Genomic DNA, 17,198 nt, shown 5'->3' on the forward strand with positions numbered 1-17,198 from the left:
CCTACGGCTCGGCCGCACGGACCTCAGCTACAAGATCACTTCTTAGCCCGGAAAAGGGCCGTCAGAATGATCACGTGGCTGAACGTGTGCAGGTCCGTGGGATCGATGACGACGAGGGCAGACGGCTGCTGCGGATCGTGCGCAGGGGCACCGGGTCGGTGGTGACCTGGCGCTGGGCCCAGATGGTGCTGCTGTCCGCCCAGCGCATGCCCGTGGCGAGGATCGCCGAAGTGACGTTCACCAGTGCGGACCGGGTCCGCGACGTGATCCACAACTTCAACGCGGACGGCTTCGATTCGCTCTACCCGAAGTACAAGGGCGGACGGCCAAGGACGTTCACACTGCCCGAGCGCCGGGAGATCAAGAAAATCGCCAAGTCCAAGCCGGTCGAGCACGGCCTGCCGTTCTCGACCTGGAGCCTGGCCAAGCTGGCCGACTTCCTGGTCGCCGAGGGGGTGGTCGACGACATCAGCCACGAGGGCCTGCGAATCCTGCTCCGCGAGGAAGGCGTCTCCTTTCAACGTGTGAAGACCTGGAAGACCTCCCGCGACCCCGACTACGCCGCCAGGAAGGCGAGGGTCGAACATCTCTACGCGATCGCCGACGGCGAGGTCATACCCGAGAAAGGCGAGCCCGAAGTCATCTTCTGCATGGACGAGTTCGGCCCCCTCAACCTCCAGCCCCACCCCGGCAGGCAGTGGGCCGAACGCGGCGGCCGGCACAAGGACCCCGACCGCGAACCTCGCCCGCGCAGGCGGGCGACCTACACCCGCCCGCACGGCGTCCGGCACCTGTTCGCCGCCTACGACCTCGCCAAGGACCAGCTCTGCGGCCACATCAAGAAGACCAAGAACCGCTCCAAGTTCCTGGAGTTCTGCCGCTATCTCTCTCTCGCTGCACCCGCTGGACGTGCGCATCGCGATCGTGGCCGACAACTACTCACCCCACCTGACCACCAAGCGGTGCCGGCGGGTCGGAACCTGGGCCGAGGCGAACAACGTGGAGATCGCCTGCACCCCGACCAACAGCTCCTGGCGCAACTGGATCGAGGCCCAATTCACCGCCCTGCGCTACTTCACCCTCGACGGCACCGACCACCCCAGCCACAAGGCCCAGGGCAGCATGATCCGCCGCTACATCATCTGGCGAAACAAGCACGCCGCCGACGAACGCCTACGCGAAGTCGTCACCAGGGCAAACATTGCCTGACGCGGCATTAGGGTCTGTTGCGAAAATGGATCTCGAGTTGCGATGATCATGGTGTGGGCGCGAGGGGATCTGACGGGCCGGCAGTGGGCGCGGCTGGCCGTTGCTGCCGGTGGGGAAGAAGGCGGGCAGGCCGCGGACGTGGACACGTCGGCAGTTGATCGACGGGATACGGTGGCGGACCCGCGCGGGCACCCCGTGGCGGGACGTCCCCGAGCGGTACGGTCCGAGGGACCGGGTACGACCTGTTCCGCCGCTGGCAGCGCGACGGCACCTGGAAGCGGATCCTGGAGCAACTGCGGGTCCAGGCCGACGCGCAGGGTCTGATCGCCCGGGACGTAAGCGTGCACTCGACCGTGTGCCGCGCCCACCAGCACGCCGTCGGCGCGCGTAAAAAAGGGATCTGCAACGCGAGCCGCCCGGCGGGATCGACATCGAGCCCGACGACCACGGCCTCGGACGCTCCCGCGGCGGCCTGACCGCGAAGATCCACCTCGCGACCGAGCAGGGGCAGAAGCCGCCGGCACTGCTGGTCACTGCCGGGCACCGGCACGACAGCCGCAGTTCCAGCCCGTCCTCGAACGCACCCGTGTTCCCCGCACCGGGCCGGGGCGGCCGCGCACCAAACCGGACAAGGTCCGCGCCGACAAAGCCTACGGCTCCCGCGCCAACCGCTCCTACCTGTGCAGACGCAGGATCGGGTGCACCATCCCGGAGAAGGCCGACCAGGTCCCGTCAAGGACATGGCCCTCACGATCGCCGCCATCGACCCGGGCCGGCTGCGCTCCGAGCCGTAGCACCGAACCGGCCCACGCTGTCGACGTCTCATCACCGATAGCCCTGACTTCGGCGGCGACGTTCACCACGTCGATCTCTGCGCCGGCGTCCACCAGCTCCTGCGTCCTTTCCAGTAGACGTGGTTGCCAGCTCGGGAATCCGGTTCGGACAGGTGACCGAGGACAGCCTGTGTCCACAGGCCGATGCCGTGCCATGACATGGCGGCCGGCGCGGGCGGCATCCCGCGGCAGTACCGGGCCATCCGGGTCGGGGGAGTTCGCAGGGCGCTGTCCTGGTGCCGAGCCGCGCGGGTGGTGGGGCCGAAGGCGGCGGTGGCCGGTGTCTCCGACGGAGTCCAGTGGCCCGACCTGAGGAGATCGGCGCGGCCATAGGGTGCGTATCGGGTCGTGATCAATCTGCGGGTTTCGCCCGCGTGGTGGGGTCTGATCCGGCAGACGTGTTGTGTGACGCGAGTTTGGCAAGGTCACCCCGACAACCGGGGCCTCGTTGCGCTGGCAACGGGCCGGCTGGCACCCATCACACCGTCGTGACCAGCAAATTCCCATGATCACAGGGACTTTGAAAGCCCCTACAGTGTGCACGCCGGGGCCAGCGGACGTTCACTGACGGCAAAAGCGGGGACCGCGGCGCGCCATAGCCTCGCGACTGACGAGACGCCCATCGGTACGCGCGAGGGCGCCTGAATTCCATTTGCCTCTGAATCAGGAACGAAAAGGGAACATGCTGAGGAAACTCGCTCTTCTGCTGCTGTCACTGGCGACGGCCATGGGTCTGGTGACGGGCCTGAGCACTACCGCGTCCGCCACCAACTTCAGCGTCATCGACTGGAACATCTCGAACATCACCGAGCGTGGCGCCACGCACGAGTCGAACTACTACAGGTTGATCAGCGCCATCCACCTGCACACCTACGGCAATGCGACCCACTACGAAGGCCTCACCCAGACCTCGACCGACCACAACCGCCTGGTCCAGGTCAGGGTGCTGGACACGAACAACACCCAACTCACCTCGGTCTACCTGTGGGCGGACAACCTCTACGTCGCCGGGTTCTACGCCCCGGCCACCAACACGCACTTCGCGTTCAACGACCGGTACCAGGACTTCCAGACCGCGCTAGGCATCCCGAGCGCCCGCATCCTGCCGACGAACGGCAACTACACCGGTCTTCCGGGCGGCAACGACAGGGGCCGGCTGGTACTCGAGCCGGAGACCATCTACAACGCCATGTACCAGCTCGGTCACGCGGCCCCGAACAACTACAACGACGCCGTCGGCCGCGCGCTGGTGGTCGCGATCCAGATCTTCTCCGAGGCGTCGCGCTTCAGCCCGATTTTCGACCGGATCCGGGGCAACATCCGCAACTGGACCCACACGCCCCTGACCGACGACTACGCCGGGCTGGAGAACGACTGGGGCCGCATCTCCCAGTTCGCCTACAACATCCGCAACAACCCGACCCTGTCGATCAGGATTCTGGGCCAGTGGGTGACGAGCCTGGTCGGTCTGGGCCGGGTCCTCGGATTTGTCGAACTCAACGGTTCCCAAGCCCGCCTTTAGTACTCCAGCTGTAGATCTTGATGTCGTCAGGCATCAGGATGGTGCTCATGACTGGTGATCCCTTGTATGTGTCCCTTGATGAGCTGCGCAGGTCCTTCGACGTGCTGATCCGCCACGTCGAAGGCGCCACGGCGGGCGGTGCCGTCATCCTGGATAAGGACTACTTCTGGTCGATCCCGTCCGACGAGCTGTACGACGTCGCGAAGGTGCCAGGCGACCTGACGATCGGGCAGCTCTCTGATTCCTGGCAGCATCTGCAGGATCTGCTTGCTAATGAAGATCGTGCTCTGGGATACCACCTGGTGTGGTTCGCTGACGTTCTGCGGGCGATCGGTCAGGACCTCGCTGCATAGAGTAGGCCGCGATTTTCATGCCTGCGTACTGAAGTTGAATTCGTGATGTCGCTCGGATGGGTGAAGCGGTAGCGTTCGCCTGCCGTTGGAGGGTTGGTCCCGGTAGTCGTGTGCTGTGAGGTATGCACAGGGCGGCGGTTTGACCGACGCGGAGAGGGCCGCGCGGGAGCGGATCCGACGGCAGGCCGTGGATCGCTTCGAGGGCGGTGAGAAGAGTCGGGACATCGCAGCCGCGCTGCGGGTGAGCGTGCGTTCGGTGGAGCGCTGGCGCCGGCAGTGGCGCGAGGACGGCGCGGCAGGAATCGCCTCGAAGGGTTCGCCGGGTCGTCCAAAGCTTTCCGATGCCCAGATCATGAGGCTGGAGCGGGAGTTGGAGCGTGGGCCGCTTGCCCACGGCTGGGACGACCAGCGATGGACGCAAGAGGGCATCTGGTCGCTGGTCAAGCGCACCATCGGCAACCTCGCCGCCGCCGACATCGACCAACTCGCCCGAGCCGTCAAGCGCAGCCTGAAGAGACTCCAGTACCGCCCTCACCTCATCGACGGATGCCTCGCCACCGCCGGCCTGGTCATGGATGGCTGACCACACCTCAGACCGACATCACGAATTCAACTTCAGTAGTGCTACACATCGCACACGTGCGAGCCTCCCGAGTCGAGTCGGCTCGACTCGATCCCGACCCCGAGCGAAGGACTCTCCCCGCCATTGCAGGCCTGTGCCACATCAGCATGGCCGTCCACCCCGGGCACGGGGGCGGGGAGTGGGCGGGAAGCTCCTTGAAGCCCTGCTCTCCCACGGCCCGAACGGGGCTACGACCGGTGCGAGCCGTTCACCCACACTGACAACGTCCGTGCCCGGCGTCTCTACGAAGCCTTCGGCTTCGCTCTCACCGGTCAGGCCGGGGTCTCCGACGACGGTGAGAGCATCGTGGACTCCCCGACGGTTCCCCGGACAGCCGGGCAAACGGACGTACCGTCGGGAAGCGCGTCAGCTGAACGCCAGTGAGTTGTTGACGTTCTCGTAGACGGTGTAGTCGGCTTTCTGGCCGTCGGGCTGTTCCTTGTCGTAGCCGCGGATGGTGACGGTGAGGTGGAGGACGTGGCCGTCGTGGACCATGTACTGCTCGATGGCCTTGTCGTTGGGGTTCTGGGCGATGCAGGGGTAGAGCTCGTCGGCCTTGGTCGAGTAGTCGTATTCGATGACCGAGGCGTTGACGCCGCCGTGGTGGAGCATCGACTGGGGGGCGTGGATGGGTGTGATGAAGAAGGGGTCCGGGATGTCGTTGCAGCTCGGCGGCTTGCCCTGGCTGGTCTTCACGGTGTCGAGCCGCTTCTGTGCGTACGCCCGGGGGTCCTGGGTGCTCTTGCCCTCGTCGCGCAGGTCGATCTGGATGCGTCCGTCGGGGCTGGCCCAGGCGGCGTCGTCGCTGCCGATGGATGCCGTGTAGTCCTGGGGTACCGCGACGGCGAAGCCCAGCGACTCCACCTGTTGCGCCTTGTAGCCGACGGGGACGTTCGAGGGGCTCGGCGTGCCGGCGGGCCACAGTGCCCAGGTGGTGGCTGCGGCGATGACGGCCAGACCCACGAGGGTAGTGGTCGCCGTGCGCCGTTTCGTGCCGCCGACGGCCACGGTGGCGGCGCGCAGCCGCAAGGTCAGCGCGGCCGGGAGAACGGCCGTCGGGGCAGGCGTGTCGAGCGCGGTCGGCACGGGCGGAGTGGTCGCTGTCGCCGCCGCCGCGAGCTGGAGCTGGGCCTGCGCGGCGGTCGGCCGGCGGGCGGGGTCGCGCTCCAGCAGCGACATGATCGGCACGGTCAGCACACCTGCGCGGCGTGGTTCGGGCACGGGGTCGGTGAGGATCGCGGCGAGGGTGCTCTGCGGGTGCTGCCTGCGGTAGGGGTGGACGCCTTCGACCGCCTCGTACAGGAGCACGCCGAGGGCCCACAGGTCGGCGGGCGGCCCGGGACGCTGGCCGGCGGCGCGTTCGGGGGAGAGGTAGGGGACGGAGCCGACCACGACGCCCGTCCGGGTCAGGTCGGTGCCGCCGTCGATCTGGGCGATCCCGAAGTCGGTGAGGATCGTCTCGCCCGTGCGGGTACGCATGATGTTGGCCGGCTTGATGTCCCGGTGCACCACGCCGGCCGTGTGGACCGCGGCCAGCGCGGCGGCGATCTCGCGGCCGATCCCGGCCGCCTCGCGGACGCTGAGCGTGCCGGCGGCCAGGACCGCCTCCAGACTCTCGCCCTCGATCAGTTCCATTACCAGCCAGGGCCGGCCATCGACGGTCTCGATGTCGTGCACCCGGACGATGTTCGGGTGCCGCAGGGCGGCTGCGGCCTGCGCCTCGCGTTCCATCCGCCGGAAGCGCTCGTCGCGTTCCCGCTCATCGACGCCGTCGGGGAGCACGGGTTCCTTGAGTGCCACCTGGCGGCGCAGCCTTTCGTCGGTGGCCCGCCACACCGTGCCCATACCGCCACGCCCGAGGCGTTCGTGCAGCCGGTAGCGGCCGCTGATGAGCAATCCCCTCGTGGCGGAATCGTCCGCCGTTCCCCCTGAATCGGTCATGCCGCACATCTTGTCGCAGCCCGCGCGCCCGGCCAATTCCCGGCAGACTCCAGGCGACGGGGCGGCCCTCTCCGGCAGGACCAACGACACCACTGCCACGGCACGGGCGATCCGCTTGAGGCTGGGTGTGACCCCGCGGCCAGAGTTGTCATCCGCCCACGCCGTGATTCCGATGGCGAAAGAGGCGAGGACCAGTGCCACGACTTCCACAGTGGTCAGCACCACGGCCACGAGAACGTCGACCACCAACTGAAGCATCCGGTCATCCTCACGCTCATCCCATGTGCCGTCCTGAGTACGGGCACTCAAGTCCGCGGCTGCTGCACACCCCTGGCCGCGCCCGCTCGGCAGCTGCGGGTCGCTGCTCTGGCCGTGGTAGTCCCGACGGTTGAGCCCCCGTCCGGCGGGCGGCTCCCATCGGGGGCTTCCACGGGGATGCCGGGTAGCCGCCCCCTCGGGTGGGTGCACCGCACCCACGCCCCGACCCATGGTGTGGATCTAGCGTGGCGGGCATGGAAAGCAACAACGAGCTCGGTGCGTACCTGCGTGCTCGCCGCGCGGTGATCACGCCGCGGGACGTCGGGCTGCTCGACGGCGGGGACCGGCGGGTGCCGGGACTGCGGCGGGACGAGGTGGCACTGCTGGCCGGGGTGAGCACGGACTACTACATCCGTCTGGAGCAGGGTCGTGAGCGGAACCCGTCCGAGCAGGTGCTCCGGGCGATCGCTGCGGCACTGCGGCTGGACGGCACCGCAGCGGATCACCTGTTCCGGCTCGGCCTGCCGGTCTTCGCCACGGCGGCCGCGGCACCTGCTGTCGCCCCAGAGCTGTCGCGGCTGATGGACGGCATGCGTGACGTGCCGGCCTTCGTGGTCGGCGCGGCGCAGGACGTCCTGGCCGCCAACCGGATGGCGCGCGAGCTGTACCGCGGGTTCGCCCGGTACGACAACCTGCTGCGAATGATCTTCCTCGACCCGTTCGCGCGGGAGTTCTATGTCGACTGGGACAAGGCGGCGCACACCGCGGTCGGCAACCTGCGGGCGTCCTCCTCGCAGTTCCCCCAGGACGAGCGGATCGAGCGGATCGTCGGCGAGCTCGGCGTGTGCAGCCCCGCCTTCGTCGGCTTGTGGGCACGTTACGAGGTCCGTCCCCGCACACATGAGGACAAGCACTTCCGGCACCCCCTGGTGGGCGAGATCCGGCTGCATTTCGAGGCGCTGGCCGTCACCAGCGCTGCGGGCCAGCACCTGTCCGTCTACAGCGCGGAACCCGGTAGCGCCAGCGCCGCGGCCCTGGTCCAGCTCCGCCGACTGGCCGAGCAGGGCTCAGCTCCCACCGTTTGCGGCACTCTCGCAGAGGAGGAGGACAACCGGTCATGACCGCTGCCCCGTCCGGCACCGCCGGCACCTTCAAGATCGCCGGCAAGGACGTCAACCGTCTCGGCTTCGGCGCCATGCGCCTGGCCGGGCTCGGCGTGTGGGGCGAGCCCGACGACCGCGACGAGTGCATCCGCGTGGTGCGCCGGGCCGTCGAACTCGGCGTGCAGCTGATCGACACGGCGGACTCCTACGGCCCGCACGTCAGTGAGGAGATCATCCGGGAGGCGATCCACCCCTACCCCGAGGAAGTGCTGGTCACGACGAAAGCCGGGCTGACCCGCAACGGCCCGGACACGATCAGGACCCGCGACGGGCTGGTGCGCCTGGGCCCCCAGGCGTGGCCGCCGGTCGGGCGCCCGGAGTACCTGCGCCAGCAGGCCCTGATGAGCCTTCGCCGACTGGGCCTGGATCACATCGACCTGTTCCAGTTGCACCGCGTCGATCCCGAGGTCCCGCTGGAGGACCAGGTCGGTGCGCTGAAACAGCTCCAGGACGAGGGCAAGATCGTCGCGATCGGCCTGTCCCAGGTCACCGTCGACCAGGTCGAGCACGCGCGCACGATCACGGAAATCGCCACCGTCCAGAACCGCTACAACCTGACCGACCGCACCTCTGCCGACGTCCTGGACTACTGCACCCGCCACGGCATCGGCTTCATCCCCTGGGCGCCGGTGGCCGCGGGCGAGCTCGCCCGCCCCGGCGGGCCGGTCGACCGGATCGCGACCACCCACGGTGCCCGGCCGTCCCAGGTGGCGCTGGCCTGGCTGCTCGCCCGCTCCGAGGTCGTGCTGCCCATCCCCGGCACCTCCAAGGTCGCGCACCTGGAGGAGAACCTGGCCGCGGCGACGCTGCGCCTGACCGACACGGAACTGGGCGAACTCACCGACGCCGCTTGATCCGTACCCCCGCGGGACCTGCCGCTGATCTCCACGCCGGCCGGCCCTTCCCACCCGCTCACCGAAGAAGGCACTCAAGCGATGCTGCTTCCCTCCACCGAGGCAGGCCGGGGACGGCCCGTCGTCCTGCTGCACGCCCGGCCCACCGACCGCACCATGTGGGACGCCCACCTCCCGCTGCTCGCCGAGGCGGGCGTGCGGGCCATCGCCCTCGACCTGCCCGGCCACGGCGACGCGATCGTGCCCGACCGCCGCACGGTGGCCGCCTGGTCGGACGTGCTCGACACGCTCGACCACCTGGGGGCCGACCGCTTCGTCCTCGCCGGGAACTCACTGGGCGCCCTGGTGGCGCTCCAGGCCGCCGTCACGGCACCCGAGCGGGTGGAGGGCCTGGTACTGGTCGGGTACCGGCCCCACGACCAGCCCGCCTCCCCACGTCTGGACGCCGCCTGGGAGGCCGAACGGACGGCGCTGGCCGCCGACGACCTGGACGCCGCGGTGACGGCCGGCGTCAAGGCGTGGACCTCGGCCGGGGCCACCGAGGAGGTACTCGCCCACGCCGCCCGCATGCTCCACCGCCAGCTGACCGACCAGCTCACCCACGGCGAACCGCCGCAGGCGCCGGACCCCCTCGGCACCGGCCCGGCGGCGCTGAGCACACTCAGGGGCGTGCCCGCACTGATCGGCGTCGGCGAGCACGACATGCCCGACTTCCACCAGGGCGCCGAGAACCTGGCCCGCGACCTCGATGCGGGTCGGACCACCGTCATCCCCGGAGCCGGACATCTCGCGCCACTGGAACAGCCCGCCGCGTTCTGCGCCCTACTGCTGGAATTCGTCCGCCGTCTCCCGCAGCCCTCGCCGCCCGCGCACCGGTAGGACCCGCCGCCGGCCGTCGACGAGACCCACCCGCTCCGACCGGACGCCCGTAGGGCCGAACCTGATCTGTCCACCCGTCTGCAGCCGGGACCGGTTCCCGTACTGGGCCTCGCAGGGGCAGAACGGCGACTCGCGCGAGACGGTGCTCAAGCGGGACGGACAGGCGGTGGCCGCCGACGCCCAGTGCGAGCCCACCGCCGGTAGCTGGGTCAGCCCCTACGGCGGGCTGATATCCAGGATCTCCTCGGAGCGGGCACACGTCTCGTAGAGCATCCGCCACAGGGTCTTCTCGCGCAGGCGGACAACCAACTGATCCCCACACGTGTCGTGCAAGGAGGCTCGCGCGCAAGACGCTCGGCCGTTGTCCGGGTCTTCTTCAGCGTGAGGCTCCCCGTCGCGGAGCATCCGAAGGGCATCAACGGCGGCGACGCCTCCCCCTGCCGTCCACTGACTGGTGGACCTCAGGTTCAACCGGCTGGGCGTGTCGGGTTCTGCCCTTGGCAGACCAGGATCTCGGGTATGAGTCAACTCCCTGTGCGCATAGCCCGATGGAGCGCCCGGCACGCGTGGCGTGCGATCGCCGGCTGGTTCGCGTTCGTCGTCCTCTGCCTCGGCATCGGTATCGCGGTCGGCTCCCACGAGGCCACCACTGAGGACTACCGGGTCGGTGAGGCGGGGCGGGCCGAGGCAATCGCCGGCTCGGCCGGCATGCAGCAGCAGCCGACCGAGCAGGTCATCATCCACGCCAGGTCCGGACCGCTGGACACCGCCGCCGCCGCTTCGGTCGCGCAGGACCTCACCGAGCGGATGCGCAAGCTTCCCGAGGTGCAGAGCGTGGCAGCTCCGGTCAGCTCCAAGGACGGCCAGGTCGTCAGGGTTCCGGTGGTCCTCAACGGCCCCGAGCTGGACGGCAAGAAGAACGTCGGCCCGCTCCTCGTACAAACGGCGAAGGTCCAGGACGGCCACCCGAACCTCGTCGTGGAGGAGACCGGCTCCCCGTCCATCAGCAAGGGCGTCAACGACCAGCGCGGGAAGGACCTCGCACTGTCCGAGCGCATCACCCTGCCGGTCACGCTCATCACACTGCTGATCGTCTTCGGATCGGTGGTCATGGCTGGCGTGCCGCTGCTGCTCGCGCTCTCCTCGATCACCGCCGCCCTGGGACTGTCGATGGTCGCGTCCCATCTGCTGCCCGACCCCGGGGTCGGGACCAACATGATCCTCCTCATCGGCCTGGCAGTGGGCGTCGACTACACGCTCTTCTACCTCAAGCGCGAACGCGAGGAACGGGCCCGCGCCGGGGGGCGGCTCAGTTCCGAGGCCGTGGTGGAGCTGGCGGCGGCGACCGCAGGCCGGGCCATCGTGGTCTCCGGTCTCGCCGTGATCGTCTCCACCGCGACCCTGTATCTGGCCACGGACGTCATCTTCTCCTCGCTCGCGACGGGCACGATCCTGGTCGTGGCGGTTGCCGTGGTCAGCTCCCTGACCGCGCTTCCCGCGCTCCTGGTGAAGATCGGACACCGGACCGAGCTCCGTGCGGCCCGCGGCAAGCCGGTCCGTACGAAGCGGGCGGCGGCCGAGACGGGCCGGGTGTTCGGCGCCCTGCTGAGGCCCGCGCGACGCCACCCCGCCCTCACGCTGGGCGTATCGGTGCTGTTCATGCTCGCCCTGGCGGTACCCGCGCTCGGCCTCGAGCTCGTCGACCCGGGCAAGGACACCTTCTCCCGAGACATCCCGGCCATGCAGGTCTACGACCGGTTGAACGTGGCCTTCCCGGAACTCGTGGTGAAGCACGTGGTCGTCGCCCGTTCCACACCGGACCGAGCGGCCGAGGTGCAGCACGCCCTGGCGGATCTCGGCCGACGGGCGCAGGCCGATCCGCTGTTCGCCAGGGACGCCGGGCCGACAGTGCGTACGTCGGCCGACGGCCGGGTCAGCGTGCTGGAGCTGGCTGTCCCGTTCCCCGCACCCTCGATCGAGGCGATCGAGTCACTTGAGCACATCCGCAGGGACTATCTGCCCGCCACGGTCGGCAGGCTGTCCGGTGTGGAGGCGGGGGTGAGCGGTGACGTGGCCCGAGGCCGCGACTACGTGGACCACGAGAACGGCAAACTGCCGCTGGTCATCGGGTTCCTGCTGCTGGCGACCTTCGTGATGACCGTGTGGGCGTTCCGCTCCGTCGTCATCGGCCTGATCGGCGTCGCCCTCAACCTGCTGTCCGCCGGGGCCTCGCTCGGCCTGCTGGTCGTGTTCTTCCAGGGCACGTGGGCCCAGGACCTCCTGGCCTTCCACTCCCTCGGTGCCATCGCGTCCCGGGTACCGCTGTTCCTCTTCGTGATCCTCTTCGGCCTGTCGATGGACTACCAGGTCTTCGTGGTCAGCCGGATCCAAGAGGCCATGCGGAACGGGATGTCGGCCCGCGAGGCGGTACTGGACGGCATCAGCCGGTCGGCCAAGGTGGTGACCAGCGCGGCCATCGTGATGGTGACGGTGTTCGGTGCCTTCGTCGCCCTGCACCTCACCGAGATGAAGCAGATGGGCTTCTGCCTGGCGGTGGCCGTCCTCCTGGACGCCGTCGTCATCCGGCTCATGGTCCTGCCCTCACTCCTGCTGCTCCTCGGCGAGCGGGCGTGGTGGCCGCTGCGCCCGGGCCGTCCGGCGCGACGGGCGCACGCCGCCGTCCCCCGTCCCGGCGTGCCGCAGGACGTAGGCTGACGATCATGATTCAACGGCCGCAGCCGGGCGACCGGTTCCGCATACGGATCCTCCGCCGGTGGTACGCAGTCTCCTGGGTGCTCCTGGGCGTGTGTCCCCCGGTCATCTCCGAGCTGAACCACGGCGGGGCGACGAGGTACTGGTCGTTGGCGCTGCTGGCACTGATCGCCCTCGGCTACGCGACCGTGGCGGCCTTCCCCCGCAATCGCGTGCTGCGGCCCCACGCCTACCTGGGCGTACTCGCCTTCGCTCTGGGCGCGCTGTCCCTCCTGCGCGGCGACGGCGCCGCACTGTTCATCGTGTCGCTCCCGCAGTTCTGGCTCTTCGCCAGGAGCCCGCGGCACTCGATCGCCTACAGCGGCGCCGCCGCCGCGGCCACCGTCGTCGGCATCGTCCGGCACCAGAGCTGGCACGCGGAGGACTTCTCCACCGGCAACATCGTCTTCACCCTGATCGGCTACACGGCGGGAGTGCTGCTCGGACTCGGGGTGGTCCGGATCGTCGAGCAGAGCGACGATCGCGCCCGCCGCCTCGCCGCCGAACTGGCGAGCGCCCAACAGCGCCTGGCGGAGGCGCACCGGCTCCAGGGCGCCACGGAGGAGCGCGAGCGGCTCGCGCGGGAGATCCACGACACCCTCGCCCAGGGCTTCGCCTCCATCATCGTGCTGGCGGAGGCGGCCCGCGCCGGCCTCGACACCGACCCCGGCAGGAGCGCCCGGCAACTGCTCTCGATCGAGAACACCGCACGCGAGAACTTCGCCGAGGCGCGAGCGCTCGTCGGCTCCGCCCCGCAGAGCGGTCCCGCGCTCGGCTCGATCGCGGGGACACTGCACCGGACCCTGGAGCGGTTCGCCGAGGACACCGGGCTCACCGTCACCGCGGACCTGCCGGACGTCGAGTGCGACCAGCCGACCCGGATCGCGCTGCTGCGCTGCACCCAGGAGTCCCTGGCCAACGTCCGCAAGCACGCGGCCGCCTCCACGGTGGAGATCGTGCTCACGCCGTCCCCGTACAGCGTCGAACTGGAAATAACCGACGACGGCAGGGGCTTCGTGGTGGAGCACGCCCACGGCTTCGGGCTCAACGGCATGCGCAACCGCCTCGCCGAACTCGGCGGCGAACTCACCGTCACCAGCTCTGTCGGCGACGGCACCCGCATCCTCGCCGCGCTACCTATCAACAGTCAGGTGTGACGACATGACAGCCCGTACAGAACCGGAAGGTCTCCGCATCATCGTGGTCGACGACCACACGGTCATGCGCGCCGGGGTCGTCGCCCTGCTGGCCTCGGAACCCACCATCGACATCGTCGGCGAGGGCGGCGACGGCCGCGCGGCCGTCGAACTCGTCGAGCTCCTGAAGCCGGATGTGGCACTGATCGACCTGCGGATGCCCGTCCTCGACGGGGCGAGTGCCACCGCCGAGATCGTCGCCCTCCACCTGGGGACCCGGGTACTGATCCTCACCACGTACGACACCGACGCGGAGATCGAGCGCGCGGTCGAGGCCGGCGCGATCGGTTACTTGCTCAAGGACACCACGCGTGACCAGCTCGTCGACGCCATCCGATCCGCGTCCCGTGGCGAGACCGTCCTGGCCCCGAGGGTCGCGGAGCGGCTGGTCGCCCGCATGCGGCAGCCCGCTCCGGTGGCTCTGACCACGCGGGAGGTGGACGTCCTGAGCGCAGTCGCCGACGGGTTGTCCAACGTCGAGATCGGCCGGCGGCTGGTCATCGCGGAGGCCACGGTGAAGACCCATCTGCTGCGGGTCTTCGCCAAGCTCGATGTCAGAGACCGCACCCATGCGGTGGTCGTAGCTCTTGAGCGCGGGCTGCTGGACAAACGTTAGCCAGCCCCCGAGCGGCAGGTCATCGTCGGCTTGCCGCTCGGGGACTGACAGCCGGTGAGAAACGAGTGGCTGATGTCTTTTCCGCGCGGACCTCAAGCAGGCTCGTGAGTACCGGCGCCGTCTGGCGGCCGAAACCGTCGACTTGGTCAGGCAGGCCGATGCGGTGAGCTGACCCGCGCTGCAGAGAGGGTGGTCGGAGCCATTAGAGCTGGCTCCGACCACCCTCGATGACTTCAGCGGGGTGGTCAGCAGCGCCCGGCCTGGTGCACCAGATCGGCTGGCTGCGACCGCGTGTTCAGCCTCGTCATCAGCTCTTGGTTGGCCGCGCGTGCGGGTTCGAGGTCCTGGCTGCGCTCGTCGAGCTGGGCGGTGAGATCTACTAGCCGCTGCTCCAGGGCCGTGATGCGGCGGTGTAGTTGTTCGATGTCTGCTGGGGCGCCGATTCCGGCTTCGTGCCAGACCTGCTCGCCGAGCAACTTGGCGAGCTTGTGCTCCAGTTGTCGGATCTGGGCCGCCTGCCGTCCGGCCCGGTCGTTGGCACTGGCCAGATCGGCTTGGAGCGAGGCCCGGCTGACCAGCGGGCCCGTTCCGTCCGTGCCCAGCGGTTCACTGGCGGCTGCGTGGATTTGGGTGAGCAGGTCGCGGTGCCGGTAGAGGAAGGTGCGGTCCACCCCGGCGGCGCGAGCGATCGCGGACACGCTCATCTCGGTGCCGTCCTTGGCCGCCTGGCGGAGAGCCTTGAGGACGCGTTCGCGCCGACGGACTGAGTCGGCCCGCCGGGCCCTCGAACGCAGGGGGACCCGGTCTGGCGGCTGTTGGCACATCCCGGGCTTCTGCGGTTCCTGGTCGTCAGCGCTGTCTTCTCGCTGATGACTCCAGTGCTCACCTATGCGGTTCCGCTGTGGGTCTCCCACTACAGCTGTCCGCACGACGCATGGCCTGTGGGCGCACTGGTGGCGACGAACGCCGTCATCGTCATCGTCCTACAAGTGCCGGTCCCATCGGCGCTGCTCGCCTCCCATCGGCCGGGCTTGCGTGGAACGCACCCCCCTCGTTCCCGGGCCGACCGTGCCTGGGAGGCCGCCCACCAGCCCTGCGTACTCGGTCGCGGGTGTCGATGCGGGCCGCGCGGATCGGCGGATTCTTGTTGGCGGACGCGGCGGTGGGGTAAAGATCGCACAGGACCTGCGACATGCACGTGGGCGGACGAGACGAGGAACTGTGGCAGAAAGCCGTTTCAGTGACACCATCGCCCAGTTGGAGGCGGAACTTCCCGGTATCGAGGCCCGGCGGCGGCGTCTGGAGGACGAGCTGACCGCCGCCGTGGCGCGCGAGAACGCCGTACGCGGCGCCATCCAGAGCCTTCAGGCCCTGGCCGGGCTGCCGGCTTCGCAGGGAACCACTGCGGTGGGCACCATTCGGGCAGAGGCGGACGCCATCGCGGGGGTCGGGCCGCAGCAGCTCGCGGCCGAAGCCGGAGCGGCGTCGGACCGGGGAGGGGAGCCGGCCGAGAAGGCCAGCACACAGACGGGCACGGCCACGAAGACGCGGAAGAAGGCCACAGCGAAGAAGGCTGCCTCCGCGAAGAAGGCCGCAGCGAAGAAGGCTGCCCCCGCGAAGAAGGCCGCAACGAAGAAGGCTGCCCCCGCGAAGAAGGCCGCAGCGAAGGAGACCTCCGGCAGCGCGCGGCCGCGCACCGTGGCGAAGAAGACGGCCGCGACCCGGAACACCAGGCCGGTGCACACCGGCGTCGAGCCGGCCACCGAGAAGAGCGAAACGGCTGCCCCCGCGCCCGGGCGGCGAACGACCGGTGCCACCTCGGAGAGCGCGTTGGGCGTGCTGGCTGGCGCTCAGGGGCCGCTGCGTGCCCGGGAGGTGATCGCCCGGCTGGGGATCGAGGAGTCGGCGGACAACGTGAACGCGGTGCGCACCATGCTGGAGCGCCTGGTCAAGGCCGGCCGGGCGCAGCGCCCGGGCCGCGGCCTGTACGCGAAGCTGGACGGCTGACCCGCGGGCCCAGCCCTGCCGACGGCTGGTTCGCGAACCTGTCCCATTTCACCGTCGGCCGGTCGAGCGACATCGCCGGGTGCGGCACCCGGCGATGTCGCGTCGTCGCCGTCCCTGTCCGAGATGTCGGAAGGCCGCCACCTGTGGGAGGCGGCCTCCTGTGCCTTCTCGGGGCCTCGGCAGCCTGGGTTCTGGGAGCAACGGGCGGGCCCCGTCCCTGGTCAGAGGCCCCGCACAACCGGTCTGCTCAAGCGTTCGGTCGCTGCCTCTATCAGAGCCGGCGCGTGGGGTTCAGTAGACGTCCGCGAGGCGGCACGGCTCCTGGACGGACGGGCACAGCTCGGCCGGGTGGTCCGGGTCCTCCCTCGGCGGAAGCTCGACCACCGACGAATCGGGGTCGGGCGTCGGCTCGACGGCGTAGCGGTACTGGACGACGGTGATCGTCTTGCCCGCGCCGAGGTCGACCGTCCGCTGGTGCAGCGGTCCGAACCGGCTCCCCCCGCCCTGCAGCACGACCCGCCCGGTGTCGACGGGGAAGACCGTGAAGTAGGAGGGCTGCCGCGAGCCGCCGATCGTCGACGGGCTCTGCCCGGAGACGTAGGACGCGATCGAGCCGTAGGAGAACTTCGTGGCCAGGTTGCCGTTGACACGGCTGATCGAGGCGAGGCACAGGTAGGAGTCGTCCCTCAACCACACCACGTCCGCCCGGTCGTGGGCGTCCTCGCTGCGGTCGAGCACCACCAGGTTCGCCAGTGTGGGGACGGGGCAGGGCTGCGGCGGGTTCTTGGCCAGCTGGTCCACGATCCACTGCGCCGCCGCCGGGGCGGGCTCGGGCAGCACCACAGGGTGCGCCGTCACCGTCGGGGTTGCCGTCGCGGAGGCCAACGCCGTTGCCGTGGATGCGGCTGCCCCTGTGCTGCCCTGCCCGGTGCATGCCGCCGTCCCCAGCGCCAGCGCCACCACCGCAGCCACCGCCGCGCCCCCGCGCCGTGCC

Annotated in this window: 14 protein-coding genes and 2 pseudogenes; 12 read left to right on the forward strand and 4 right to left on the reverse strand. The window is 69.6% G+C overall.

Annotated elements, in window-relative coordinates; translation table 11 throughout:
• Positions 1-74 precede the first annotated feature (74 nt).
• Together ACZ7BZ_RS32225 and ACZ7BZ_RS32230 are read left to right on the forward strand one after the other, a co-directional pair.
• A pseudogene (locus ACZ7BZ_RS32225) lies at positions 75-1,209 on the forward strand (IS630 family transposase).
• A gap of 109 nt (positions 1,210-1,318) precedes the next feature.
• Positions 1,319-1,600 (forward strand): transposase, encoded by a 282-nt coding sequence (locus tag ACZ7BZ_RS32230; protein ID WP_470361432.1) that lies wholly within the window; start codon positions 1,319-1,321, stop codon positions 1,598-1,600.
• 283 nt (positions 1,601-1,883) lie between these two features.
• On the opposite strand, the gene ACZ7BZ_RS32235 is transcribed toward ACZ7BZ_RS32230, so the two are convergent.
• On the reverse strand, positions 1,884-2,096 hold the full coding sequence (locus ACZ7BZ_RS32235) for a hypothetical protein (RefSeq protein WP_470361433.1): 213 nt from the start codon (positions 2,094-2,096) through the stop codon (positions 1,884-1,886).
• Between the two features lie 628 nt (positions 2,097-2,724).
• Between ACZ7BZ_RS32235 and ACZ7BZ_RS32240 the strand changes: the two genes are divergently transcribed.
• The 3 genes and pseudogenes from ACZ7BZ_RS32240 to ACZ7BZ_RS32250 form a co-directional block, all read left to right on the forward strand.
• On the forward strand, positions 2,725-3,564 hold the full coding sequence (locus ACZ7BZ_RS32240; RefSeq protein ID WP_470361434.1) for a ribosome-inactivating family protein: 840 nt from the start codon (positions 2,725-2,727) through the stop codon (positions 3,562-3,564).
• Positions 3,565-3,611: 47 nt separating this feature from the next.
• Positions 3,612-3,917, forward strand: a complete 306-nt coding sequence (locus ACZ7BZ_RS32245) for a hypothetical protein (RefSeq protein ID WP_470361435.1) — start codon at positions 3,612-3,614, stop codon at positions 3,915-3,917.
• Between the two features lie 115 nt (positions 3,918-4,032).
• Positions 4,033-4,365, forward strand: a pseudogene (locus ACZ7BZ_RS32250) (helix-turn-helix domain-containing protein); the annotation flags it as partial.
• 540 nt (positions 4,366-4,905) lie between these two features.
• Here ACZ7BZ_RS32250 and ACZ7BZ_RS32255 read toward each other — a convergent pair.
• Positions 4,906-6,480, reverse strand: coding sequence for a serine/threonine-protein kinase (locus ACZ7BZ_RS32255; protein ID WP_470361436.1), 1,575 nt, complete (start codon positions 6,478-6,480; stop codon positions 4,906-4,908).
• A 512-nt stretch (positions 6,481-6,992) separates the two neighbouring features.
• Between ACZ7BZ_RS32255 and ACZ7BZ_RS32260 the strand changes: the two genes are divergently transcribed.
• From ACZ7BZ_RS32260 to ACZ7BZ_RS32285, 6 genes are all read left to right on the forward strand, one after another.
• On the forward strand, positions 6,993-7,859 hold the full coding sequence (locus ACZ7BZ_RS32260; RefSeq protein ID WP_470361437.1) for a helix-turn-helix domain-containing protein: 867 nt from the start codon (positions 6,993-6,995) through the stop codon (positions 7,857-7,859).
• The gene (locus ACZ7BZ_RS32265; RefSeq protein WP_470361438.1) at positions 7,856-8,755 is read left to right on the forward strand and encodes an aldo/keto reductase; all 900 of its coding nucleotides are present in this window, start codon (positions 7,856-7,858) and stop codon (positions 8,753-8,755) included. The genes ACZ7BZ_RS32260 and ACZ7BZ_RS32265 overlap by 4 nt, the downstream gene beginning before the upstream one ends.
• An 81-nt stretch (positions 8,756-8,836) precedes the next feature.
• On the forward strand, positions 8,837-9,634 hold the full coding sequence (locus tag ACZ7BZ_RS32270) for an alpha/beta fold hydrolase (protein WP_470361439.1): 798 nt from the start codon (positions 8,837-8,839) through the stop codon (positions 9,632-9,634).
• A gap of 519 nt (positions 9,635-10,153) precedes the next feature.
• On the forward strand, positions 10,154-12,349 hold the full coding sequence (locus ACZ7BZ_RS32275; protein ID WP_470361440.1) for an MMPL family transporter: 2,196 nt from the start codon (positions 10,154-10,156) through the stop codon (positions 12,347-12,349).
• A 5-nt stretch (positions 12,350-12,354) separates the two neighbouring features.
• A complete protein-coding gene (locus ACZ7BZ_RS32280; protein WP_470361441.1) occupies positions 12,355-13,542 on the forward strand; it encodes a sensor histidine kinase in 1,188 nt (395 codons plus the stop codon).
• A gap of 4 nt (positions 13,543-13,546) precedes the next feature.
• Positions 13,547-14,197, forward strand: coding sequence for a response regulator (locus ACZ7BZ_RS32285; protein ID WP_470361442.1), 651 nt, complete (start codon positions 13,547-13,549; stop codon positions 14,195-14,197).
• Between the two features lie 245 nt (positions 14,198-14,442).
• Here ACZ7BZ_RS32285 and ACZ7BZ_RS32290 read toward each other — a convergent pair whose 3' ends face one another.
• Complete coding sequence (locus ACZ7BZ_RS32290; RefSeq protein WP_470361443.1) at positions 14,443-14,901, reverse strand: hypothetical protein; 459 nt, start codon at positions 14,899-14,901, stop codon at positions 14,443-14,445.
• 553 nt (positions 14,902-15,454) lie between these two features.
• Between ACZ7BZ_RS32290 and ACZ7BZ_RS32295 the strand changes: the two genes are divergently transcribed.
• Positions 15,455-16,204: a type IV toxin-antitoxin system AbiEi family antitoxin domain-containing protein gene (locus tag ACZ7BZ_RS32295; protein WP_470361444.1), complete on the forward strand. Its 750-nt coding sequence runs from the start codon at positions 15,455-15,457 to the stop codon at positions 16,202-16,204.
• A 291-nt stretch (positions 16,205-16,495) separates the two neighbouring features.
• Here ACZ7BZ_RS32295 and ACZ7BZ_RS32300 read toward each other — a convergent pair whose 3' ends face one another.
• Positions 16,496-17,062, reverse strand: a complete 567-nt coding sequence (locus tag ACZ7BZ_RS32300) for a hypothetical protein (protein ID WP_470361445.1) — start codon at positions 17,060-17,062, stop codon at positions 16,496-16,498.
• Positions 17,063-17,198: the final 136 nt, after the last annotated feature.

This window comes from Kitasatospora sp. NPDC036934, assembly GCF_055608425.1.